This window comes from Nostoc sp. NMS7 (assembly GCF_017115085.1).
In the GTDB taxonomy this organism is placed as follows: Bacteria; Cyanobacteriota; Cyanobacteriia; order Cyanobacteriales; family Nostocaceae; genus Nostoc.
Genome location: NZ_JABXKJ010000215.1, coordinates 46,698 through 68,609, shown reverse-complemented (window position 1 = coordinate 68,609; position 21,912 = coordinate 46,698). Strand labels below are relative to the sequence as shown.

Genomic DNA, 21,912 nt, shown 5'->3' with positions numbered 1-21,912 from the left:
CAATCTAAAATCTCAAACCGTTCGACTGAGCGTAGTCGAAGTCTAAAATCTAAAATTCCTAGACGTCTGGGAATAGAACTTGTCTAATCTTGTCTTCATCTCCAGGTGCGACGGTGACAATAGCTCGCTTATATTGGGGTTTATAACCAATAAATTTACCAACGCGCCGCTTTTTACGCGGTGGTAGGATGGTGTTGACTTTTACAACCTTGACCTGAAACAAGTCTTCGATCGCAGCCTTTATTTCTGGCTTAGATGCCTTTGGAATTACTTCAAAGGTATACTTATTCTGCTCCATCAAGATAGTCGCCTTTTCGGTGACAATTGGGCGACGCACTAAGTCGGCAAGGTCGCGGGGGTCAAAGCTAGGCACTGTAGACCTCCTGAATTTTTTCTAGGGCTGATGCCGTAACTACGATTTTGTCAGCGTGCAGTAAATCAAAAACATTTAGCTGGTCGGCTGCAATTAGTTTTAAATTTTCAATGTTGCGGGCTGACAAATAAATGTTATCTGTATCCGCAATCTCAGACAAAATTAACAGTGACTTGCTTTCTGGTACTACTCCCCAACGGGCAAGGGCTGCCACTAATTCTTTAGTCTTAGGGCGAGATAGCTCGGTGCTAAATTCTTCTACTACAATCAAGTCGTCAATGCGCCCTACAAATGCTGTCCGCAATGCTAAACGCCGCTCTTTGCGGTTCAACTTGAGGTTGAAGTCTCTGGGCTTTGGCCCAAAGATCACACCACCACCACGCCATAGTGGTGAACGAATAGAGCCTGCACGAGCGCGACCAGTACCTTTTTGTCGCCAAGGTTTACGGCCGCCACCTCTGACTTCAGCACGAGTTTTTGTACTAGCATTTCCTTGACGAGCATTGGTCAATTGCCGTACTAAGGCGCGGTGTACTATATGAGACGCTGTTTCTTCCTTGGCAACGCGCAACTCGAAGGTCGTCTCACCGACCTGTTCTCCTTGCCAATTTTTAACTACGCTTTCAACCATCTTTGTTATCTGTCCTTTGTCATTTGTGAGCCACTGCGGCCTTCTCCCAAGTGAAGCACATGGCATCATTTGTCATTGGTCTTTTGCCATTTGTCCTTAGCCAATGACTACTGACTAATGACTACTGACTAATAACTTTTGACTATCCCACTATTTTTGCAGGCACAACACTTACTAAAGCACCGGGTTTACCAGGAATGGCTCCCTTAATTAGCAATAGGTTGCGTTCGGGGTCAACTCGCACTATGGTCAGCTTGCGGATTGTGATGCGTTTCCCACCTAAACGGCCTGCCATCCGCTTACCTGGATAGACACGACCTGGTGTTGTACCAGCACCAATAGAACCGGGCGCTCTGTGGTTTTTGGAACCGTGTGACATCGGTCCGCGAGCAAAGTTGTTGCGCTTCTGGTTTCCCGCAAAGCCGCGACCAATGCTTGTGCCGACTACATCGACAATTTGACCTGCACTAAAAATATCTGCTTTAATCTGTTGACCTAAAGCATAATCACTAGAGGTATCGGTGTGATACTCATTTAGGTGACGCAATGCTGGGGCAGATGATTTCGCCAAATGACCCAGTAGTGGTCTGTTTAGTGCTTTTGGTTTGACTTCGCCATAACCAACTTGAATGGCAAAGTAACCGTCGGTTTGTTTCGTTTTAACTTGTGTAACGGTGCATGGACCTGCTTGAATGACAGTCACAGGAATGGCTACTCCTGCTTCGTCAAATATTTGGGTCATGCCCAGCTTGGTGCCAAGAATACCTACAGACACAGTAACTGGTTCTCCTTTATACTTGCTGACCTTGGAATTGGACTCTAGAAGACACGTTTTGTCCGCATCAGTTTAGGCTGAGTTAGCCTGCGAATTTTGGAATGGTTTAAAATAAACCGCTCCAAATGCTTTGGGGCACAAAAAGTCGTGTCCCTACTGCTAGGTGAATCTGTTTAGCTTCACTGCTATATAAAAACTAGACAAGTCTAGAGATTTATTTCTCTACTTCATCGGGGGCATGGAAGCGGTTAACCCTCAGTAAGCTTTCACGCTTTAGCAAAACGTGATTAATTAATTGCTCACTAAGTCACCAGAACAACCACAAGTTCCTTGCCAATGGGAAGGAATAACTTCTGGAATTAACGCAATTGTCTACAGCTTAAAGCTGTGTGCAGCAATGCTGCGCTGTCGGTGGGTTTTCTGATTTGTATAAGCCCAAAGGCTGGCTTCCCGGAGGTTGGCTACTGCCCTGTTGCAGTTGGACTTAAGCGGTTCTTACCGCCCAGTATCCCTTAACTGAGACTGACGTCATGCCATGAAACCAACATTGCTGCTCAGTTTTTACTTCCTTAAATACATTAAACTATTGTTTAATATTTTGCCTGCTTTTTCAGAGACATAGGAGTAAATGTACTTTGGAGCTTGGGATTAGCTTTGGTTCTTCTTCCATCAGATCCAATATTGACCTGAAAGCTTTCTTAGTTTACCAGTCTATGAGCAATCTGAGTTAGATTCAGCTTTTGATGCTAACACTACCTCAGAATGACAGTAAAAAGGCCACCTAATTTGCGTCTTTGGTCACAATCTAATAATATAAATTATTTATTTATTTTTGTCCAGTTATTTATAGAGTTATTTTTGGGGTGTAGGGAGTAAGGACTAAAGAAATGGGCATTCTTTCCAAAATGCTTTAACTTAATCTATCGGTTCAGGGTAAATAATAGAGATATCTAAGTGGGATAAGACGAAAATCTATGGCACTAATTACCACTGGCAACGGTTTAATCCGCGATCTGGAAAAATTTGGCGCTCTTGGAGTGTATATACCTCTGGAAGGGGGTTATGAAGGTCGATATCAACGCCGACTACGTGCAGCTGGCTATACCACCCTTCACATTACCGCTAAGGGACTAGGCGATGTAGCTGCGTATCTCACAAGAGTTCATGGAGTCAGACCTCCTCACCTTGGTAAAAAAAGTACTGGTAGTGGTGCAGCAGTAGGGTATATATACTATATGCCACCAATTATCGGTTATCACTTAGAACAGCTATCACCAAAGTCAAAGGGGCTGGTCTTGTGGATTATTGAAGGGCATATTCTTTCTAATGAGGAACTTGAGTATTTAGCGAATTTGCCTCAGCTAGAACCACGAGTCAGAGTAATCATTGAGAGAGGTGGCGATCGCGCTTTCCGTTGGACTTCTCTAGAAAAAACTCTGTTAGCTAGTTAGTCATTAGTCATTAGGAGCCACTGCGTTGCGGTGAGGCAGTCCGGTCTTGGGGGTTTCCCCGATGAGGAACTGCCGAACCCGAAGGGGGGTTCCCCCCGTTAAAGCAAGTGGCGTTCATTAGTCATTTGCTCATAACTAATGACTAATGATTTAATTCAATCAGCATTTCAATAATGCTGAGTCGAAAACCACAAGATGCAAATAACCGGCGTGAAGCCTCGTTAACAACTGCTGTATCTAGACGAATTTGCTTGATGCCCATCTGATGAAAGCGTTCAACACTTAGCATCACCATCTGCCGCGCAATTCCGTTTTGACGATATTCTGGCTCAACCCAAATATCATGAATAAAAGCAAATTCCTGTAAGTGGTAAATTGGTATTTCTCGCTCAACTGTTGCCACCAGAAAACCTACAAGTTGCCCTTCGTTTTCGGATACTAGAAATACACTGCGATCGCTGGAAGCGTCGGCAAAGCCCTCGCTATTTGCCAAACGCATCAACCATTTTTCATAACGCTGTTCTGGATTCGGTAGAAAACCATATTTGGCGGAATCCCAAGACTCATGCAAAGCACAAATTTTGGCAACCATTGGTAAAACTGCGGGTACGTCAGTTGTTGTGGCGGGGCGGATCAGCATAAGCTCTCAAGCACAAAAAGTACAAAGAAGAAAGAATGCCTTGCAGTAAGGTATTGGTTTTTATCCACTTACCTATAGGACTTACGCAAAAATCGCCAAAAAGCTTAGTTTATCGAACTGCTTTCTGTTCTTAGTCTGCGCCAACGAGACGCTGCGCGTTATTGGTGTCTGGCAAAGAAGAATTCGGAGAGCGTGTATAAGTCTTAACTAAAAACAAAAAGCTAGATAGGCTATCTGAGAAAAATCAAAAATATCGTATAATTATAGAACACAATCCATAAGTGATTAGCAAGTCAAGGAAAATAAAACAAATAACTAATAAGAATTCTTTAATCAGCAAAAAAATAAAAATACCTACCAATTTTTTCCAGAGAGAAACAAGAACCAAAAAGGTTAAAATTCTGTCCAAATATCTAGATAAGTTCCTATTTTTCTTATTTAACAAGAATATTGCCCAAAAACTCACAGGCAATTAGAGTCAAGACTAGGCATACTGAAAAAAGGGAGAAAACTTTAGACGACTCCCTCCCAAGTCGGCGTGAAGGTGATTAAGCAAGAATGAAACGTAAACCCCCTGGTAAATCGGCTACTACTTCTAAACCCTCTATTTTCCAATCCCCGATGTTTAACCTCTTCACCATCGCAATTATGGGAGGGGTGTTGATTTTGGGTATTGGGATTGGTATTGCTTTTAGTTCTACAACCACGTTAGCCCCATCAAATGTGGCTTCCCGTGAATTCATTGACACAAAAGCACCAAACCCGGAAATTTGTGTGCAGTACGGAGCCAGCGCGATGGTGATGGACGCTAGACTGTTCGTCACTCTCAACCCCTTCAATGTTTATGTTGCCCAGCCCAGTATGCGTCCTGGATGCGTAATCCGACAAAATAACTGGGCGCTTTTAGAGCAACGTAAGTTGGTGACATCTGATCAGGTAAATGAGTGCAAAAATCGCCTCAACACCTTTGGCTTTACAGGTAATTTGGACAGTGACAAACCTGATATTAGGTGTATATATCAGAATGAAGCGGCTCAAAACTTATTTACGGCTCAACCAGGAGCAGTTGGAACACCTCAGGAAACGGATAGATTTTAGATTTGGGCATTGGGCATGGGGCATTAGTTATTCTTTCTTTCCCTGCTTCCTGCTTCCTGCTCCTTATTCGTACTCGTCACGTATAATGGTCAAGCCTAAAGCTTTGTAGGCACTCAGCATATTATTAGATACTGTAGGTGCAGTTACTAAATAAGTCAGGGCACGAATAGACTCGACTACATAAGGAGCAGCCGTGTCTAATTTTTCTGCTGTCACTAATCCCACTACTTCAGCCGATCCAGCAATCATGGCTCGTTTGACGTGGGCTTCGTCTAGGTTAGGTACACTAATTCCAATTTCTGGATGTAAACTGCAAACTCCCAACATGCACAAATCTGCACGAATCATCCCTAATGTTTCAATCGTAACAGTGCCTACGTTGACCAAGGCTTTTTTGTAGAGCTGTCCACCTAACATCACAACCTCTATGTGGGGATGTTCTGCTAATGCAATGGCAATTGGCGGACTATTTGTGATGACTGTCGCTCGCAAATCTAGGGGCAAATGACGGGTTATCTGGAGAGTTGTTGTACCTCCATCTAAAATCACTACCTGTCCTGTACAAACTAATTTTGCTGCTGTACGAGCGATCGCTTCCTTTTCTTTTGGGGCTTGCTTTTGGCGATCACTATAACTGGCGATCGCTGGAGATTTTTGCAGCGCTCCCCCATGAACGCGTTGCAATAGTCCAACTTCTGCCAGTTCTCGCAAGTCCCGCCGAATCGTATCCTCGGAAACCTTGAGAACAGCACTGAGTTCTGTTGAAAGTACCTTTTTATCACGACGAAGAATTTCCAAGATGAATTGTCGTCGTTCAGCAGTTAGCATAATTAATTTTCCTGAAATTGCGTTTTTGGTCTTGAAGTTGCCCGTTTGTGAGTTTATACTTATTTGTATGCAGGTCTTTGTACGGTAATCCGTACTTCAATTGAATTTAAGCACATTCAACACTGCATGAATCAAAAAAAGAACCCCACCCCGCAGGCGGGGAGGGGCTGGGGGTGGGGTGTTAGAGGACTTTTGCAAGAAGTCTATTCATCAAGTGTTGAATGTGTTGATTTTGTCCACTGAAGCTAAATGGTTCCACAATGGTTCCTAGCAGTTGACTTTAGATTAGGAAAGGGTTGGATAATTGTTGCCCAATCTGGGTTTTAACAATTTTTTTGTAGTGCGCTCATGTGTCCCGTCTGTTCAAATTGCTTTTTATTCAATAAATAAGCCATGACTATTATTAATTCCCAATTTCCAATTGATCTCGGTGCTTACAAACCTTTAGCGCTCAATCCAGCAAATTCGAGCCTCACAGCTGAACAGCGAGAGACTCTAAAAGCGAATATTCAACTCTGCCGAGATGCGATCGTCTTTTTTACCGCGACTGGCGCTGCTAGAGGAGTGGGTGGCCATACTGGTGGACCTTATGATACAGTGCCAGAGGTGATGATCCTTGATGCCTTCTTCCGAGGAGCATCGGAGCAATTTGTGCCGATTTTCTTTGATGAGGCAGGACATCGAGTCGCCACCCAATATCTGATGGCAACGTTGCATGGTGACTTACCTGCCGAGCAACTTCTACGTTATCGCCAAGCAGATTCTCATTTGCCGGGACACCCTGAACTAGGACTAACTCCTGGTGTGAAATTTAGTTCTGGAAGGCTGGGGCATCTTTGGCCTTACATCAATGGTGTGGCGATCGCAAATCCAGGCAAGGTTGTTTTCTGTCTCGGTTCTGATGGCTCGCAGCAAGAAGGTAACGATGCTGAAGCTGCTCGCTTGGCTGTTGCTCAACATCTCAACGTCAAGCTGATCATTGATGACAATGATGTAACGATCGCTGGACATCCTTCTAAATATTTACCTGGTTTCAGTGTCGCCAAAACCTTAGAAGGCCACGGGTTGAAAGTACTTCAGGGAGATGGGGAAGACTTAGACGATTTATACCGTCGGATGAGCGAAGCTGTGAATACTCCCGGAGCGATCGCTCTGATCAACAAACGCCCGATGTGTCCTGGTATTGAAGGTTTAGAAGGCTCGACTCACGGTCATGATGTAATTTCTGTAGATTTAGCAGTTAAGTATCTAGAATCTCGTGGACAAACTGCGGCGATCGAATACCTTCAAAGTATTGAGAAACCCAAGCAAACCTATACATTTCTGGGTTCTAGTGACAAATGGGGCGCTAACCGCAATGTGTTTGGTGAAGCCGTGGTGGCTGTTCTCAGTCGGATGAGTGAGGCGGAGCGTAAAGAAAAAGTTAAAGTCATAGATAGTGACCTAGAAGGCTCCTGCGGTTTAAAGAAAATCCACGATGCATACCCGGAAATATTTATTTCTTCTGGGATCATGGAACGGAGTAACTTCTCTGCTGCTGCTGGATTCGGGATGGAGAAGGGCAAGCAAGGTATTTTTGCGACTTTCAGCGCCTTCTTAGAAATGTGTATTTCAGAAATCACGATGGCACGGCTGAACTATTCTAATGTGCTGTGCCACTTTTCCCATGCGGGTGTGGATGAGATGGCAGATAATACCTGCCACTTCGGTTTGAACAATATGTTTGCCGACAATGGCTTGGATGATGGCTATGAAACCCGGTTGTACTTCCCGGCAGATGTCAATCAAATGACAGCCTGTGTAGAAACTATATTCTTTGAGCCGGGACTGCGGTTTATTTTTTCTACCCGTTCCAAGGTGCCCAATATTAAGGACAGCAACGGCAATGACTTCTTTGGAAGTGGCTACAAATTTGTTCCCGGTAAAGATGAGGTTGTACGAGAGGGGACGCAAGGCTACATCGTCAGCTTTGGTGATGCTCTCTACCGTGCCGTTGATGCCGTAGAGCGTCTTCAGCAAGAGGGGCTAGACGTTGGTTTGATTAACAAGCCAACCCTAAATGTTATTGATGAAGAAATAATCACCAAAATTGGTAATGCTCCCTTTGTCCTTGTAGTAGAAGCCTTCAACCGTCGGACTGGCTTAGGTAGCCGTTTTGGTTCCTGGTTGCTTGAGCGGGGGTTGACTCCCAAATATGCTCATCTTGGAACTCATAAAGAAGGTTGCGGTGGTTTGTGGGAACAGTACCCATATCAAGGTATCGATCCAGTCAGCATCATCAAGAAGGTGAAGGAGTTAGTTGGAGGAAAGTAATATCATTTTGCTTTCATTAAGCTACACCCATAGTAATCCTATTTGATTTGCTCTCCACCGAGAGGCTCAGATCCCTGACTTCTTGAAGAAGTCAGGGATCTTTTTGTAGGTATTATTGGGGCATGGCGCATAGCGGATGGGGCATTGATTCAATTATTCCATGCCCAATCCCCAATGCCCCATGCCCTATTTGAATTGTCTACTATTTGGTTTTGGGTAAAGGTTGACCAAACTCTATCACCTGGGGATTGGCAACATTGGGGATTGTTGGGATTGGAAATTCCGACATTCCGAAAGAGGGAATGCTATTCAAGTTACTAGGTTGATTTGGGAAAGAAGGAGGGGGAAGAATTAAAGCAGGTTGTTGTTGAGAGGAGGTATTCGGAGTTAGGGGAGGTACGGTGACAAAAGGCTGCCCTGAGTTAGTAGTAATTGCTGAGGGCAGTTCACTCGATGGAGGCGGAACTGTGAGTAAGGGCGCTTGTGGATTAGTAGGAGTTACGGGTAGGTTATTAGACGGCTGTGAGTACTTATACGGTGTTTGAGGTTGTTTCTGGGGTGAAGGTGGGGAATTTCCTGGTTTCACGGCAGTAGTTTTACCAGAAATAACCGGACGTAATACCCAGCGAGTGGAGTTTTTTCGGGAAACCGGTTGCAGTTGTACCTGTTTGGGATTTAAAACAGTCCCTGCTGCTAAATCTAGGACAATGCGGGTGGCGTTTGCGTTCAGTTGAGAAACGCGAATGCTTTTGATTACTCCCGAATAATTTTGTTGGGTGGTAATCTTGCCCAACTTAGTATTCGGTAAATCTACAACCAGACGAGGGGGTTGGGTAAGGTAGAAATAACGGGGGGTTGTGCCTACTGAAAGGGTGATTTCGAGTTGCTGTGTCTTGGGGGAAAAACGCCAATTATTCAGCTTTGCCACTGGTGTAGCGGCAAAGCTGCAAGTTTCGAGGGCGATCGCGGCATAAAAGCCGAATATACTGATGCTAAATACCTGCTTGCGCCATTGGCAAAATTGCCTAGTCTTTAGTCCCTGATGCATTCTTTTTATTTGCTCCATAAAACCCGTACAATGCGCTCACATTGCCGTTTACTTCGCACTTGCAATTCTCCAGTACGCGATTAATCGCGTCTCTCCCCACCTCTAATTCAATTAGCTTTTTGGGGCACAGCGGTAAATTTCAGAGTTTGGGGGATGCCATTTATGTTTAATTGACCTGTCATACTACCTTTGTCCACAAGTTGCATTTGAATTGTGACTGAGTTTAGAGGATCATTTTGGGGGCGAGGAATATTACAAAGGATTGATCTGCCAACTTTTCCAGATAAATTTAACTGTTGATTTCTGAAGATGCCTGTGAGCGAGTGCTTTTCGTCAGTATCGGCGTTGGCTGTTGCTGGTAATACAGAGGCATTCAAGTAAATACCTGATTGCTCAATGTTTAAGGTTAGGGTATCTGATTTTTCACAGTTCGGCAAATTCTCCGCTAGTGTTAGACGATACCGACCGTTAACTGGAGGAGGAGCCTTGAGTTTGTTTTCCCCATAAACGCTGACAGTTCTAAACAACAGTAGCACTGAAATTATTGCTACTCCGTAAAAAGCTAAAGATTTGAAGTTGAAATGATTCATAATCTCAACTCCTTAATGTTGGCTCTTGATTAATAATCTCAGGAAGTACGGAAGCTAGATGAGCGGTGACTTGACTATAGCGGCGGGTAATCAGTAGGGAAGAGCAACATTGGGTGGCTAGTTGATCTGTATATCTTCCCAAGGTTTGACGCTCGATCCCCCAAGTGCGACTGGTGCCAGCAATTGTCAGGTCTACACTTTTTGAGGCTTCGACTACAGCTGGGATTGCTTCTGAAGTTTGGACAGTTTTGATTTCTATGCGATCGCGTACACTACTCGGTAATTGCTCCATCATTTTATTTAACTCGTAGCTCAATTCATCCTTAAGGTGATTTTCGGGTACAACCTGTAAAATCTGTAACATACAAGTTTGATGATTGATTAGCAGTCTGAGCGCCAGTATCAAGGCCAAATCATCATGAATATTTGCCGAATAAGGCACCAACAAGCTTTCTAAGCGATCGCCTCCTCTGTCCACAAACACTGCAACATCCACTGGTGCAGTGGTGAGCATTTGACCGACTCTTCCACCTAAGCGATTGCTACTAAAAGCTGGGCGATGCCATCCCACAAGAATTAAATCAACTTGTTTGAGTGCGGCAATCTGTGCTGTTTCTCGTGCGACATTGCTGGATATGCGAATGATGGGATGTACATGAGAGCGTATTTCTAACGGTTCGAGAGTATTAATCAGTTCTTCTAGCTGCTGGCGGCGCTGGGCAATTAATCGGTCTGCTTCAACTGGGGTACTTTCAAAGGCATAATCTTCTTCAAATTCAATCAGGCTAAGAGGGTTAACAATGGCGGGATGTCGGAAGTTGAGAGCGATGCTGACTGCCAACTGTACCAAACCTTTCTGTGTAGTCGGATTAGCCACTGGTACCAAAATTCGGTAGGGACGAACGTAAGCTTGTCCACCAGTAGCGCTTGTAGCTGTTTCTGCTTCCGACTCCGATTCCACGACATCTAATCTGATCAGCTTCTTCGGATATGTCCATTCCAGCAGTGGCGAGGTCATGAATGTAGTTACCAATGCCATAATTACCAGCATGGTAAATATTAAGGGGGAAATTACCTTTAACTCTAGACCAATGTTTAGCACTATCAGTTCAGTCAAGCCGCGAGTATTCATTAACCAACCGAGTGCCGAAGCTTCCCGTTTATTAATGCCACTAACACGAGCCGCTACATAGGTGCCAACATATTTACCTGTGATCGCCACTCCTAAAACCAACGCACACAAAAGCCACAATTCTGGACGGTTGAGCAAGCCAATCTGCGTCCGTAAACCACTGTAGGCGAAAAATATTGGCAGCAGGAAAATCAGGACAAAATCTTCGGTTTTTACTGCCAATTCCCGCACTAAATCTTCATTTTTGGGCATGGCTGCACCCAGTAAAAATGCCCCAAAAATTAAGTGAATACCAATTAGTTCGGTGATTAATGCTGAGGCCACCACGCCCATATAAATCCCAGCTAGCAGCAATTGGCTGAGGCGTCCGGCACGGAGGTAGTGTCTGGTAAGGCGTTGGAGAAACCAACGACCTGCTGTCAACATCAAGCCAATGTAAACTATGCTGGCAATAATTGTGGGTACGGCATCAGCAAAGTCACCAGTTCGAGCGACTGCGATCGCAACTGCTAAGAGACACCAAGCTGTGACATCATCCACTGCTGCACAAGTTAACGCTAAGGTTCCTAAACGCGTTCCTTGTAAATTGTTTTCAGTAATGATTCGCGCCAACACTGGAAAGGCAGTAATCGACATCGCCGCCCCCAAAAACAAGGCGAAGGCGGTAAAGGATACACTTGCATTGGAAACTAGGGGATAAAGTAGCACCGCTAGCAATGTTCCTAAGGAAAACGGCACCAAAATACTTACGTGAGAAGTTAAAACTGCTACTTCTAATTGTCCGCTGAGATATTTTGGATTTAGTTCTAGCCCAATCAGAAACATGAAAAATATTAGTCCCACTTGAGACAAAACATTTAGAAAAGGAAAAGTTTCTGGTGGAAATAAGGTAACTGCTAGATGGGGAGCAACTAAACCAAATAAAGATGGACCGAGCATAATCCCGGCGACAATCTCACCAATTACTAGAGGTTGCTTAATGGAACGGAATCCTAGCCCTACTAGCCTGGAAAGTCCAATAACAATCAGCACCTCAACCAGAACGAGAACAACTATGTGCATGGTTTCCTCACAATTAACTATCTGGTTTCTCTAAGATGATTCTTTAAAACACTAGAAAATGTCAAGCTTGTTAGATACACCCCAGGTTAATTTGCGCTTTTTTGTGATGTCAATTGCGTGACGATCCAGTTGTAGCCGTGAAACATAATTTTTAGCGCTAAATCTCGAAAAACTTCCGAATTAAACCACGTCTATCTTGAAACCTGTAGTTCTTCGGTGATCAAAAGGATTTGCCCTCATCCCCCAACCCCGAATCCCAGATTTGGGATTCGGGGAGCCAGAATTTCAAAGTCCCTCTCCCAGATATGGGAGAGGGATTTAGGGTGAGGGCAAAAACTACGCTTATAAACTTAGATGAGGTTCAACGATATCAAACTCCCCACCCCCGATCGCAGTTGGAAATACTAAATATTAAGTACAGTTTTACGCCAGTCCGCCATTCCGCCAGGGAATAAATTCCTGTGGCTATTAGATAAATATTGCTTACGCTAGTAGATAAAACCTCAGACAAAACAGGGAGGCTCTGGTGTCTGGTATGCAGTTTGTAAAATACTGTAAAAAATATTCACGATACAGCAAGATGACATTGAAGATTTGGGCATCCTAAACATCAGGAGCCAAGTTTTTCAGTTTCCCAACCATGCCCACTTCGATGTTTGTTGCCCTATCCTCCGGGATAAAGACTAAAAAGGCATTTCAGGAAGTGCCAGTAAGTAATCCTCAAATACTACCATTATTGGTGGTCACTTCTGGAGGACTAGCTTTAGCGGTGATTGCTTTAATTGTGTATGGTAAGCTCCAGATGAATAAGCTGGAGAAAAAACTTAAGTTTGAACAATTCCGCGCGCGAGAACTAGAGAAAAAGTTTAAGCTAGCGCTAGAAACAATTCGCAAAATGGAAACTAATCCCGATTTGGTCAACTCACGGGACTTTAACCTGGATTATCTACGAATGCGGATGGCAGAGGAGGTGTTTCATTTTGCAATTCTTAATCAAATTAAGATTCAGATCAAAGAGAAAATTTCTCAAGCCCTGCGTCCAAATCAAGCACAACTTGGATCAGTTGGAATTGCTAATAGCGTTGGACGGCAAGTAGATGAAATTTTTGATGTAGAGTATGCGACTGGTACTCCGCCGAACTCTGCCAAGCGAGTCCTATTTCGTATTCAAGTCCGGTTAACCAAGTTACCAACGCAAGCAACTTCTGCGACTATTAGTCAAATTATTGACTGTATAGAAACTTACCTCAGCCCCATAGAAAACGAAGATAGTTGGCAACCAATAATTCAAGGTCGGATTGCTAGTATGCAGTGGGATCAAAAGGCTAAACCTACGCCTTTACTGGTGCTGGAGCAATCGAATGAAGGCGTGAATGTGACTTTTCGTACTAGTCGCCAAGCAAATACTCCACCTCAGCCAAATCCACCTGGAATGAAAAAATCAGGCTCGACTAAATAATAATTATGGCTGTCATTAGTCATTAGTCATTTGTCCTTTGTAGATACAAATGACCAATGACATAGAAGCTTTGTGCAAGGTAGGACAACCCTTATGAGTAAATAGGCTATGTTTATTTGCGTCACAGCTTAGTTATTGAGTTGTGATTTCTCACTTTGGAATCATGACTGAATAGCTGTATTGGGGGAATTACGGGTTAAAAGACCATCTTCCATTTCTACGATGCGATCGGCTATGTCTAAAATGCGGTTGTCGTGTGTCACTAATAAGATAGTAGTTCCCTGATTTTTGGCTAGACTCTGCATTATTTCCACAACATCGCGTCCTGATTGTTTGTCTAATGCTGCTGTTGGTTCGTCTGCTAGCACTAGGGGGGGACGATTCACCAAGGCGCGGGCGATCGCAATTCTTTGTTTTTGTCCACCAGAAAGATTGTCTGGGTAGTAATCAACTCGTTCTTCTAGACCAACTGACCCCAGCATGGCTTTTGATTTAGCCACTGCTTCTGTTTTAGAAATATGATTATTCAATTCTACTGCCATTTGCACATTTTGCTTTGCTGTCAAGAACCCTAGCAAATTGTGAGCTTGGAAAATATAACCAATCTGGCGTCGCATCTGCACCAGTTTGCTTTGACTGACGCCTACGAGTTCTTCACCTAAAAATTTTAAACTTCCCTCTTGTACAGACCGCAAACCACCAATTAAGCTCAGTAAAGTTGTTTTACCTGAACCTGATGGCCCAGTCATAATTACAATTTCACCTGAATAAATTTCTAGGTTTATATCAAATAATATCTGTTTTCTCAACGCGCCTTTGCCATAGTAGTGATTGAGATTTTTAATGGCAATTACAGGTTCTTGTTTCATCATAAATTCGTTAGCTATAAGTTAGTAGTTCTGAGACTCAACTGTAGTGCATATCCAAAATTAAGGTTTGTTAATTTTAAACTAGGATGATCATGAATATCTTTTCATTAATATTGAATTAATTAAAAGATATCTGCTGGATCGGCAGAACGTAATTTTCGGACTGCGATCGCACCCGAAATAATACACATCGTCATAGTCAAAATCAACACCATTACCGCCCGATCAAAACTCATAAAAACTGGTAAAAGTGTCGCGTCTCCGGCGCTTTTATACATAAATAAAGAAAATACAATTCCCGGAAAATATCCTAAAACTGCTAATAACAAAGCCTCTTGGAGAATAACTGTCAATAAATAGTTTTGTGTATAGCCTATTGCCTTGAGAGTCGCATACTCAGGTAAGTGATCTGCAACTTCTGTATAAAGGATTTGATAAACAATCACAGTCCCCACAATGAAACCCATCACAGTCCCTAATGTGAAAATAAACCCAATAGCTGTACTATTTGCCCAATAATTCCGTTCAAAATCAATAAATTCTTGCTTGGTTAAAACATTTACCTCCTTAGGCAAATACTTTCGTAATTCTTGGGCGACAACATTAGCATCTGCTCCGGGTTTTAATCTAATTAGCCCAATATCAATTAATCCTTTTTGACGATTGCTGAATATCCGCAAAAAGTTAAGATCACTGGTAATTAAATTCCCATCTGCGCCAAATGATGCACCTAATGTAAATAGTCCTCCGACTTTAATTCGCCGCCTTCGCACTTCTGCGATTACAGGCTTTCCTTGGTCGTAATTAGCAGCAATTGGCCCATATTCCACCCTTGAAGAACGGTCAAATAAAACTACATCAGGTAGTTTAAGTTTATCCAAATTTTCCTGAACTCCAGGTAAGTTAACTATGTTAGTTTCTGGGTTCATGCCAAAGATCAGAATACTACGAGGACGGCCAGTTACAGGATTTTTCCAGATTGTAAAGTCTAAATATATCGGATGTACTGATTGGACTGCGGGTAAATCTAAAGCTTTATATAATCGCCGTTGTGAAAAACTTCTCATCGCCAGGACAGCGCTAGATTGACTATTGATTAAAACAATATCGCCTTGCAAGCTGTTATGGAATCGAACGTTACTATAATACAAAGCATCCCGGAAGCCGAGTTGCATAAACATTAAAATATCAGCAAAAGCAATTCCTGCCAAAGCCACGGCTAGGCGAGTTTTTTCTCTTGTGAGTTGTAGCCACGACAGAGGGATTTTTTGATTCATTTTCTAGGCGTCCAAGCACAGTTAAGATAATTCGTAATTCGTAATTAAGAACATTTACAATCCAAAATATCAAATCACAAATTGGGATTACTGCTCACCTATAACTGAATTAGTTATTAATTTCGACAAGAACTTTAGCGTAAGTTAAACCAGAAACTTTCTGGCTATCTGCTGGAGGTAGAGCAATTTTCACTTCTACGACTCTGGCATCTACATCTGCTGCTGGATCTGTATTCAGCACATCTTTTTTACCGATTTTTCTGCCAATTTCAGTGACAGTTCCTTTTAATTCGCTGCTAAATGCTCCATTATCGCTGGTGATAGTGGCGTTTTGACCAATACGCACTTTACCAATGCTGTCTTCGGGGACTTCAGCAATTACAAACATTTGACTGGTTTGGCCAATTTCAGCAATACCATTTGCACCGATCGCTTCGCCTGACTTGGTGTAAACTTTTAAAATTTCTCCAGCGATTGGCGCTTGAACGTAGCTTAATCTCAGTTCGGCTTCGGCTTTTCTGACATTTGCGATCGCATTACTAACTTGGGCTTGCGCTACTTGCACATCGGTAGGACTAACATCTAAAATTCTGCTCAGTTTGGCCTTTTCTTCATCGATTTGTCTTTGCAAAGTTGCTACAGTTTTATCACGGTTAACTTTGGCTTCGATTAGCTGCTGTTGCAAAGTTGCTAAATTTTGTATTTGGGTAGCTCTGGCTTCGGCAAGTTGCTGTCGTAGAGTTGCCAATGTCTGTTTCAAGGTAGCTTGGCTTTCAGTAACCTGCTGACTAGAAGTTACTGCACTCAAGCGTCTTCTGTCCCGCTCTTGCTGAGAAATCGCACCTTCTTTGTATAAATAATCATAGCGTCCGGCATCGACTTGGGCATTGCGCTGTTCAGCTTGGACACGTCCAATTGTCGCTCTGAGGACATCTCTTTGCCCACTAAGTTCAGCTTCTAGGCGATTCACTGTTGCTTGTTGGACGAGTTTATCCCCACTTAACTGGGCTGCAATCCGCGCGATCGTTGCTTGTTGAGCATTCCTTTCGCCAATTAACTGCGCTTGTAGCCGACCAATAACTGCTCTTTGGGCTTGAATATCTCTTGGAGATCCGGCTCTGATTTGCGCTAAATTCGCACTGGCTTCTTGGACTTTGGCTTTTGCTTCTTGTAGTCCGGCTATTTGGGTATCGCGGTTGTCTAAAATCGCCACAATTTGACCTTGCTTTACCTGTTCACCTTCTCTCACCAAAAGTTGCTGAATTCGTGACGATGGTGCTAATCCTGATGATGGGGCGGACAATTTAACAACTTCGCCTCGCGGTTCCAAACGCCCTACAGCACTAATGCTATTGCTAGATGGCATTATGGGTACGGATGTAGTTAGTTTCCTCAACTGCTCGATTTTGGCTGTACCTAGTATCCCAGCCGCAATTACTACTGGCACAGCGACAGCGATACCCCACCAAATCTTCGGTTGTTCACTATTAAGTAGCTGCTCACTTGGCTTTGGCTTTTCAGTCACCCTTGACATAGTATGTTACCCGTTTATCTGAATTGTGCTGATGGAAGTAAAAATAAAAGGGTTTTTAATCAACAGCCAACCGCTTAGGACAAACAACAGTGGTTTAAAGCTGGGTATGGCTTAAAATTTATTGTGTGATCAACGCTCAACACTATGGCTTTCTAAAATGGTATTTTCTATAGTGCTTCTGGTTTGTATGCAATATACTTTGACCTCTCTCTAAATCTCTCTCCTAAAAGGAGAGAGACTTTGAGGCTTACTTCTCCCCAATGCTAGTAGGGAAGGGGCTGTTCTTGTTAGGTTTGTATTTAACTCAACACAGAAGCGCTATAGTAGCTGGCTATTCAATAACTCTGAGTATTATTAAGACATGAGTGCAATCGAAGTTAGCAGAATTCACAAGTAGTATAAATCTAGATGTAGAAACGTGATATGTGATGTCTCTACACAAAATTCTAAATTGGTATGATGCGGTACTATACTGCTACATTCACTATGGGTACAGTTAGTTACAAAATTGAAAAGAAACATCAAAATAGACTGTTGCCTTTGCTGGATACAATCTTGCTACAAAAGTTAGTCTTTCTTAAGTCAATCAACGATTAACTAACTAAAAAATATCTGTTGACCCTGAGCGAAGCCGAAGGGTCAACTTGAGCATTTCTAACATTAGAGTTTCCTTAACTTTCTGGTTAATGAGTTAGCTGTCTCTACTTGCTTGCACCTACCAAGACAACAAACCATTTTGTAATATTCGCTTCAAAGACTTTACTATTCTCTCTGCTGCTGTTTTGGGACTCCATTAAACTCTCGTTGAATGAATTCTACATTTATCCGTTACGCAAAAACGTAACAGAGCCTACTGTTACGAGAACCGCAGGAATTTTGGATGCGATCGCGGTACTCGATGCAGAGAGTGCTGATATTTTGGCGGTAATTCGGGGAATGTTATAAGAGTGCTGGTTTCGACTCCGCTCAACCAGCACAAAACCGCTCAACCAGCACAAAACCGCTCAACCAGCACAAAATTTGAGGACTGAGCGAAGTCGAAGTCCGTTTTTTTGCACAAGGTCATAATAATGCCCTATATGTATATTCTTGAATGTGCCGATCGCTCGTTCTATACGGGAAGTACAAAGGATTTGCCGCGTCGTTTGTGGCAGCATCAAAATGGGCTGGGGGCAAACCATACGATCAAACGACTGCCTGTAAAATTGGTCTATGCGGAGCATTTTGATTATGTAGCGGATGCTTTTTATCGTGAAAAGCAGATTCAGGGTTGGAGTCGAAGGAAAAAAATTGCTCTGATGGAGAGTAAATGGGATCGGCTTCATATTTTGGCGGAGTGTCAGAATGATTCGCATTATAAAAATGCTGGTTTCGACTCCGCTCAACCAGCGTCAGAAGTTGCTCAACCAGCGTCAGAAGTTGCTCAACCAGCGTCAGAAGTTGCTCAACCAGCGTCAGAAGTTGCTCAACCAGCGTCAGAAGTTGCTCAACCAGCGTCAGAAGTTGCTCAACCAGCGTCGGAAGTTGCTCAACCAGCGTCGGAAGATATCAGGGACGGGCAATGATTAAGAGATTGTGTTGTTTATCGGGTTTCAGCAGTATTTGTATTCACAGAATATGGCAGCTTAATTTGGCAGATCGAATAAAACTGTGGTCATGTAATTTTCTGCCCAAGCAGCGCCAAAGGCTTTTTCTAGTACGCGGCGGGTTTTATCGTTTTGCTGCTGTTTGGTGCAATAGTTGTGTTGTCCGGCGATATTTTGTGTAACTTGTTCATCTGAAACAGGATGTGAAGCGATCGCTTGGATGCAATGTATGTCTAAAAATTCTCGCACACGCGTAAGAAACATGGTTTCTTCTTCTGGGGAACTGGGGCGCACAAAGATACAAAAATCCGAAAAAATATTTCCCCATTCAGGTAATTCACGCGGTTGCGAAAAGTTATGCACTGTTAGCTGTGTCAGTGCGGAGGTATAAGCTTCTGGTAACGTACGATCTAATTGGATCGGAGAAAGGTCTGCGATCGCTGCACTAATTTGACCTCTACCCCCAACTAAATCGCAACCAAACATCGGTAAGTTGTATTCTGCACGCGGAAACATCACGCAGTGCAAAATATCCAACATATTTCCGATTTTTGCCAGTTCCAAGTGCATTTTCCGAAACTGGGGCGTTTGATAGCAGCGATTTTCAATTGTCAGTTTTTCGCCTTCTAGTCTACCTTCCACATACCCCAACTCATCAGGCAAATGGTAGGGCGATAGATCCAGATGCTGATGCCAAGCTGCCTCAATAGAATCAGCTAGCTGACGAATTAGAGGATGTTGTTGCTCACGCAGCGAGGCCATAGAAGTAAATGACATATTCATAGTTGGAAATGCGATCTAGTTGCTAGTCTACAACTTGTCGTGGCCTGCAATATAAACAAACACTTACTAAACCTGCATTGGCATAACATCGACCTGCAATGGCATAACATCGACCTGCATTGGCATAACATCGACCTGCAATGGCATAACATCGACCTGCAAAAATTAATTTACCCTTTCTCCTTGCCTATGACAAAGGACTATTGCCAGAAATCAGTGACATCGTATCCCAATTCCCCTAGCATCTGCCGCAGCAAAGGTAAACTCAGTCCAATTACATTGCTGTGACAGCCGGCGATTTTTTCCACAAAGAAACTACCAAAACCCTCAATGGCAAAGGCACCAGCACACTTGAGGGGTTCGCCGGTGGCAACATAAGCTTGAATGGCGCGATCGCTCATTTCGGCAAAGTAAACTGTTGTGACTTGTGACTTGACTAAAGTGCGGTTTTGTTCTAAGTCAATTAAGGCATGACCTGTGTACAAGTCGCCAAAGTTACCTTGCATTATCTGCCACCGGGCGATCGCTTCCGCGATGTCTGCTGGTTTGCCGTAAATTTCACCATTGATGGACAAAACTGAATCACAACCCATAATCAAAGCCGATTCAAACTGCGGTGCTACAGTTTCCGCCTTATACTGGGCAAGAGTTTTGACCAATTCTGCTGGTTCACTTAGTTCAATTTGCGACTCATCAAAGTCACTTGGTTTAACTATCGCTTCAATACCAACAGTTTGCAGCAAGCGGCGACGGGCTGGGGAAGCTGAGGCAAGTACAAAAGGTGGAATTTTCATGAGATTTCTGACAAACTTGGTAATTACGCATTGGGCATGAAAAAGAGACAAGGGAGACAAGGAAGAGGGGGGAGACAAAGGAGAGACTTGTTCAATAATTCCCCCTTATCCTCCTTGTCCCCCTTGTCCCCCTTATCCCCCTTGTCCCCCCATTCCCCACTCCCCACTCCCCAATTAATAGACAGAAAAAGAATTCACAACCTCATCAATCATTCGTTTAACTCTCTGCCAGCGTTTTTCAGGAATTGAGGCATTGAAGGTAAAAAGTTTACCACGGCTAACAGCGACGCTGGCGATGTTGTGTCGTTGCTGTTGATTGGGGAGTTTAACTTCATACTCTAAAAGGTAATATATTTTACCGTTCACTTCTCGTTGTGCGGCATTGACTAATTCAGCCGAACGACCAGAGTCAGGAGGCGCCAGAGCAGCTTTTCCTAATTTATATCCTACTTCTGTTGGCGTTCCCAATTCTGACAAAGTTTTGCCTTCTGGAACTGGGCTAATCACAACCGAAACATTTTCCGACACCTCAATCAAATCGTGGAAAACCACATCTGGCCCGTTGGCAACTTTCACTTGCAGCCAGCCGTTAGGATATAAAAACTGATAGCCATCTCTACTGTCTACAAAGCTTTTGAGTCCAGCCGCAGCCGCTACACCAGAATTACTCAAGCTGAAGCTCAACACCAATAGTAAAATTAATACAATTCGTTTCCACATTTCTACAGATTCCTTTGGGCTGGAGACAACACCAAGCAAGCATCATTTCTCGTTTTTATTCTCCCACCAACCGGGACGCTTCGGATGATGCATTATATGGTGAGGGATAATCCTCAAATGTCAGCAAATACTCCCTGATGTCTCGCTTTAGTGTGAAATGCGTAAGCGTAGGTTGTCTGTAGACATTGCTTACATCAAATTTTACCAGTTGCAACCCTACCCGCCTCGGAATGAATTCCAAGGCTAATAGCTCAAGTCAGCTCAAGCTGACTGGAAGATTTTTAACGATTGTGGGAATACTAGACATAGTAAATTCCATCAAAAACATCACGTACATGGCTCTGTGGCGACTTTATTATCATCTTGTTTGGGCGACAAAAGAGCGACAGCCACTAATTACCCCTGAACGCGAAACCCAACTTTATAGTTACATCATCGGCAAAGCCAATGCACTTGGTAGCATTATCCATGCTGTGGGCGGAATAGAAAACCACATCCATTTAGTAGCTTCTATTCCACCGAGACTTTCTATCTCTGATTTTGTCCAAAATCTTAAAGGCAGTAGCGCTCATCATCTCAATCATCTCTCGCCCTCCCAAGATTTGTTTGGCTGGCAACGTGGATATGGCGTTTTTTCAATGGGAAGCAAACAACTTGAGCAAGCTGTCGTCTATGTAGAGAATCAGAAAGCGCATCATTCCAATGGGACTATGATTTTGTCTTTGGAACGGCATAATCATGAAGATGAAGGGCCATAACTCACGCAGCTAAACCAATGAATTCCATTAATCTTTAAGTTCATTGAACCGTAGTCAGCTTAAGCTGACTTCAGCTATAAGCCTCAGAATGAATTCTGAGGCGGACTTGTGGTCAAGCCAATATTTCGCAATTATTCAAATACGTAATTCGCGCCTGAACTATTACCCGCCATCAGCCAATATTCCACAAT

General features: G+C 43.4%; 21 protein-coding genes. 7 read left to right on the top strand and 14 right to left on the bottom strand.

Going from position 1 to position 21,912, the window contains the following annotated elements; genetic code table 11:
* Positions 1 to 58: 58 nt before the first annotated feature.
* The 3 genes from HWQ38_RS25930 to rplC form a co-directional block, all read right to left on the bottom strand.
* Positions 59 to 373, bottom strand: a complete 315-nt coding sequence (locus HWQ38_RS25930) for a 50S ribosomal protein L23 (RefSeq protein ID WP_196518341.1) — start codon at positions 371 to 373, stop codon at positions 59 to 61.
* On the bottom strand, positions 366 to 1,004 hold the full coding sequence (rplD, locus tag HWQ38_RS25925) for a 50S ribosomal protein L4 (RefSeq protein ID WP_292799298.1): 639 nt from the start codon (positions 1,002 to 1,004) through the stop codon (positions 366 to 368). Before rplD ends, HWQ38_RS25930 begins: the two co-directional genes overlap by 8 nt.
* A 142-nt stretch (positions 1,005 to 1,146) precedes the next feature.
* Positions 1,147 to 1,779, bottom strand: a complete 633-nt coding sequence (rplC, locus tag HWQ38_RS25920) for a 50S ribosomal protein L3 (protein ID WP_292799295.1) — start codon at positions 1,777 to 1,779, stop codon at positions 1,147 to 1,149.
* Positions 1,780 to 2,753: 974 nt separating this feature from the next.
* Here rplC and HWQ38_RS25915 point away from each other — a divergent pair.
* On the top strand, positions 2,754 to 3,230 hold the full coding sequence (locus tag HWQ38_RS25915; RefSeq protein ID WP_292799293.1) for an NAD(P)H-quinone oxidoreductase subunit N: 477 nt from the start codon (positions 2,754 to 2,756) through the stop codon (positions 3,228 to 3,230).
* A 142-nt stretch (positions 3,231 to 3,372) separates the two neighbouring features.
* Here HWQ38_RS25915 and HWQ38_RS25910 read toward each other — a convergent pair whose 3' ends face one another.
* Complete coding sequence (locus tag HWQ38_RS25910; RefSeq protein ID WP_292799291.1) at positions 3,373 to 3,870, bottom strand: GNAT family N-acetyltransferase; 498 nt, start codon at positions 3,868 to 3,870, stop codon at positions 3,373 to 3,375.
* Between the two features lie 558 nt (positions 3,871 to 4,428).
* Here HWQ38_RS25910 and HWQ38_RS25905 point away from each other — a divergent pair.
* Positions 4,429 to 4,968, top strand: a complete 540-nt coding sequence (locus HWQ38_RS25905; RefSeq protein WP_292799289.1) for a DUF3172 domain-containing protein — start codon at positions 4,429 to 4,431, stop codon at positions 4,966 to 4,968.
* A gap of 63 nt (positions 4,969 to 5,031) precedes the next feature.
* On the opposite strand, the gene HWQ38_RS25900 is transcribed toward HWQ38_RS25905, so the two are convergent.
* The gene (locus HWQ38_RS25900) at positions 5,032 to 5,796 is read right to left on the bottom strand and encodes a DeoR/GlpR family DNA-binding transcription regulator (protein WP_292799287.1); all 765 of its coding nucleotides are present in this window, start codon (positions 5,794 to 5,796) and stop codon (positions 5,032 to 5,034) included.
* 393 nt (positions 5,797 to 6,189) lie between these two features.
* On the opposite strand from HWQ38_RS25900, the gene HWQ38_RS25895 reads away from it, so the two are divergent.
* A complete protein-coding gene (locus HWQ38_RS25895; RefSeq protein WP_292799285.1) occupies positions 6,190 to 8,109 on the top strand; it encodes a transketolase C-terminal domain-containing protein in 1,920 nt (639 codons plus the stop codon).
* A 202-nt stretch (positions 8,110 to 8,311) separates the two neighbouring features.
* Here the strand turns inward: HWQ38_RS25895 and HWQ38_RS25890 are convergent, their stop codons facing one another.
* From HWQ38_RS25890 to HWQ38_RS25880, 3 genes are all read right to left on the bottom strand, one after another.
* On the bottom strand, positions 8,312 to 9,157 hold the full coding sequence (locus HWQ38_RS25890; protein WP_292799283.1) for an AMIN domain-containing protein: 846 nt from the start codon (positions 9,155 to 9,157) through the stop codon (positions 8,312 to 8,314).
* 107 nt (positions 9,158 to 9,264) lie between these two features.
* Positions 9,265 to 9,747: a hypothetical protein gene (locus HWQ38_RS25885; RefSeq protein WP_292799281.1), complete on the bottom strand. Its 483-nt coding sequence runs from the start codon at positions 9,745 to 9,747 to the stop codon at positions 9,265 to 9,267.
* 4 nt (positions 9,748 to 9,751) lie between these two features.
* Entirely contained in the window at positions 9,752 to 11,941 is a 2,190-nt protein-coding gene (locus HWQ38_RS25880) for a cation:proton antiporter (RefSeq protein WP_292799279.1), read from the bottom strand.
* Between the two features lie 640 nt (positions 11,942 to 12,581).
* On the opposite strand from HWQ38_RS25880, the gene HWQ38_RS25875 reads away from it, so the two are divergent.
* Positions 12,582 to 13,400 (top strand): hypothetical protein, encoded by an 819-nt coding sequence (locus tag HWQ38_RS25875; protein ID WP_292799277.1) that lies wholly within the window; start codon positions 12,582 to 12,584, stop codon positions 13,398 to 13,400.
* 161 nt (positions 13,401 to 13,561) lie between these two features.
* On the opposite strand, the gene HWQ38_RS25870 is transcribed toward HWQ38_RS25875, so the two are convergent.
* From HWQ38_RS25870 to HWQ38_RS25860, 3 genes are all read right to left on the bottom strand, one after another.
* Positions 13,562 to 14,272 carry a DevA family ABC transporter ATP-binding protein gene (locus tag HWQ38_RS25870; protein WP_292799275.1) on the bottom strand — a complete coding sequence of 237 codons (711 nt, stop codon included), beginning with the start codon at positions 14,270 to 14,272 and terminating at the stop codon, positions 13,562 to 13,564.
* Between the two features lie 119 nt (positions 14,273 to 14,391).
* Positions 14,392 to 15,546 (bottom strand): ABC transporter permease DevC, encoded by a 1,155-nt coding sequence (gene devC, locus HWQ38_RS25865; protein WP_292799273.1) that lies wholly within the window; start codon positions 15,544 to 15,546, stop codon positions 14,392 to 14,394.
* 109 nt (positions 15,547 to 15,655) lie between these two features.
* Positions 15,656 to 17,080 carry an HlyD family efflux transporter periplasmic adaptor subunit gene (locus tag HWQ38_RS25860; RefSeq protein WP_292799271.1) on the bottom strand — a complete coding sequence of 475 codons (1,425 nt, stop codon included), beginning with the start codon at positions 17,078 to 17,080 and terminating at the stop codon, positions 15,656 to 15,658.
* 804 nt (positions 17,081 to 17,884) lie between these two features.
* Here HWQ38_RS25860 and HWQ38_RS25855 point away from each other — a divergent pair.
* Complete coding sequence (locus tag HWQ38_RS25855) at positions 17,885 to 18,025, top strand: hypothetical protein (RefSeq protein ID WP_292799269.1); 141 nt, start codon at positions 17,885 to 17,887, stop codon at positions 18,023 to 18,025.
* A gap of 125 nt (positions 18,026 to 18,150) precedes the next feature.
* Complete coding sequence (locus tag HWQ38_RS25850) at positions 18,151 to 18,645, top strand: GIY-YIG nuclease family protein (protein WP_292799267.1); 495 nt, start codon at positions 18,151 to 18,153, stop codon at positions 18,643 to 18,645.
* A 60-nt stretch (positions 18,646 to 18,705) separates the two neighbouring features.
* Here HWQ38_RS25850 and HWQ38_RS25845 read toward each other — a convergent pair whose 3' ends face one another.
* From HWQ38_RS25845 to psbP, 3 genes are all read right to left on the bottom strand, one after another.
* Entirely contained in the window at positions 18,706 to 19,443 is a 738-nt protein-coding gene (locus tag HWQ38_RS25845; protein ID WP_292799265.1) for a phycocyanobilin:ferredoxin oxidoreductase, read from the bottom strand.
* A gap of 206 nt (positions 19,444 to 19,649) precedes the next feature.
* A complete protein-coding gene (locus tag HWQ38_RS25840) occupies positions 19,650 to 20,243 on the bottom strand; it encodes a nucleoside triphosphate pyrophosphatase (protein WP_292799263.1) in 594 nt (197 codons plus the stop codon).
* A gap of 174 nt (positions 20,244 to 20,417) precedes the next feature.
* Positions 20,418 to 20,963: a photosystem II reaction center PsbP gene (gene psbP / locus HWQ38_RS25835; protein ID WP_292799261.1), complete on the bottom strand. Its 546-nt coding sequence runs from the start codon at positions 20,961 to 20,963 to the stop codon at positions 20,418 to 20,420.
* A gap of 335 nt (positions 20,964 to 21,298) precedes the next feature.
* Between psbP and tnpA the strand changes: the two genes are divergently transcribed.
* Positions 21,299 to 21,721 (top strand): IS200/IS605 family transposase, encoded by a 423-nt coding sequence (gene tnpA, locus HWQ38_RS25830; protein ID WP_292799374.1) that lies wholly within the window; start codon positions 21,299 to 21,301, stop codon positions 21,719 to 21,721.
* Positions 21,722 to 21,912 lie beyond the last annotated feature (191 nt).

Excerpts from the sequence above, each read along its gene's own strand:
- HWQ38_RS25860 (WP_292799271.1), bottom strand. The coding sequence starts at position 17,080 with ATGTCAAGGGTGACTGAAAAGCCAAAGCCAAGTGAGCAGCTACTTAAT.
- HWQ38_RS25885 (WP_292799281.1), bottom strand. The coding sequence starts at position 9,747 with ATGAATCATTTCAACTTCAAATCTTTAGCTTTTTACGGAGTAGCAATA.
- HWQ38_RS25880 (WP_292799279.1), bottom strand. The coding sequence starts at position 11,941 with ATGCACATAGTTGTTCTCGTTCTGGTTGAGGTGCTGATTGTTATTGGA.
- HWQ38_RS25895 (WP_292799285.1), top strand. The coding sequence starts at position 6,190 with ATGACTATTATTAATTCCCAATTTCCAATTGATCTCGGTGCTTACAAA.
- HWQ38_RS25905 (WP_292799289.1), top strand. The coding sequence starts at position 4,429 with ATGAAACGTAAACCCCCTGGTAAATCGGCTACTACTTCTAAACCCTCT.
- HWQ38_RS25870 (WP_292799275.1), bottom strand. The coding sequence starts at position 14,272 with ATGATGAAACAAGAACCTGTAATTGCCATTAAAAATCTCAATCACTAC.
- psbP (WP_292799261.1), bottom strand. The coding sequence starts at position 20,963 with ATGTGGAAACGAATTGTATTAATTTTACTATTGGTGTTGAGCTTCAGC.
- HWQ38_RS25910 (WP_292799291.1), bottom strand. The coding sequence starts at position 3,870 with ATGCTGATCCGCCCCGCCACAACAACTGACGTACCCGCAGTTTTACCA.
- HWQ38_RS25915 (WP_292799293.1), top strand. The coding sequence starts at position 2,754 with ATGGCACTAATTACCACTGGCAACGGTTTAATCCGCGATCTGGAAAAA.
- HWQ38_RS25840 (WP_292799263.1), bottom strand. The coding sequence starts at position 20,243 with ATGAAAATTCCACCTTTTGTACTTGCCTCAGCTTCCCCAGCCCGTCGC.
- HWQ38_RS25845 (WP_292799265.1), bottom strand. The coding sequence starts at position 19,443 with ATGTCATTTACTTCTATGGCCTCGCTGCGTGAGCAACAACATCCTCTA.
- devC (WP_292799273.1), bottom strand. The coding sequence starts at position 15,546 with ATGAATCAAAAAATCCCTCTGTCGTGGCTACAACTCACAAGAGAAAAA.
- HWQ38_RS25875 (WP_292799277.1), top strand. The coding sequence starts at position 12,582 with ATGCCCACTTCGATGTTTGTTGCCCTATCCTCCGGGATAAAGACTAAA.
- HWQ38_RS25890 (WP_292799283.1), bottom strand. The coding sequence starts at position 9,157 with ATGCATCAGGGACTAAAGACTAGGCAATTTTGCCAATGGCGCAAGCAG.
- HWQ38_RS25900 (WP_292799287.1), bottom strand. The coding sequence starts at position 5,796 with ATGCTAACTGCTGAACGACGACAATTCATCTTGGAAATTCTTCGTCGT.
- rplD (WP_292799298.1), bottom strand. The coding sequence starts at position 1,004 with ATGGTTGAAAGCGTAGTTAAAAATTGGCAAGGAGAACAGGTCGGTGAG.
- tnpA (WP_292799374.1), top strand. The coding sequence starts at position 21,299 with ATGGCTCTGTGGCGACTTTATTATCATCTTGTTTGGGCGACAAAAGAG.
- HWQ38_RS25850 (WP_292799267.1), top strand. The coding sequence starts at position 18,151 with ATGCCCTATATGTATATTCTTGAATGTGCCGATCGCTCGTTCTATACG.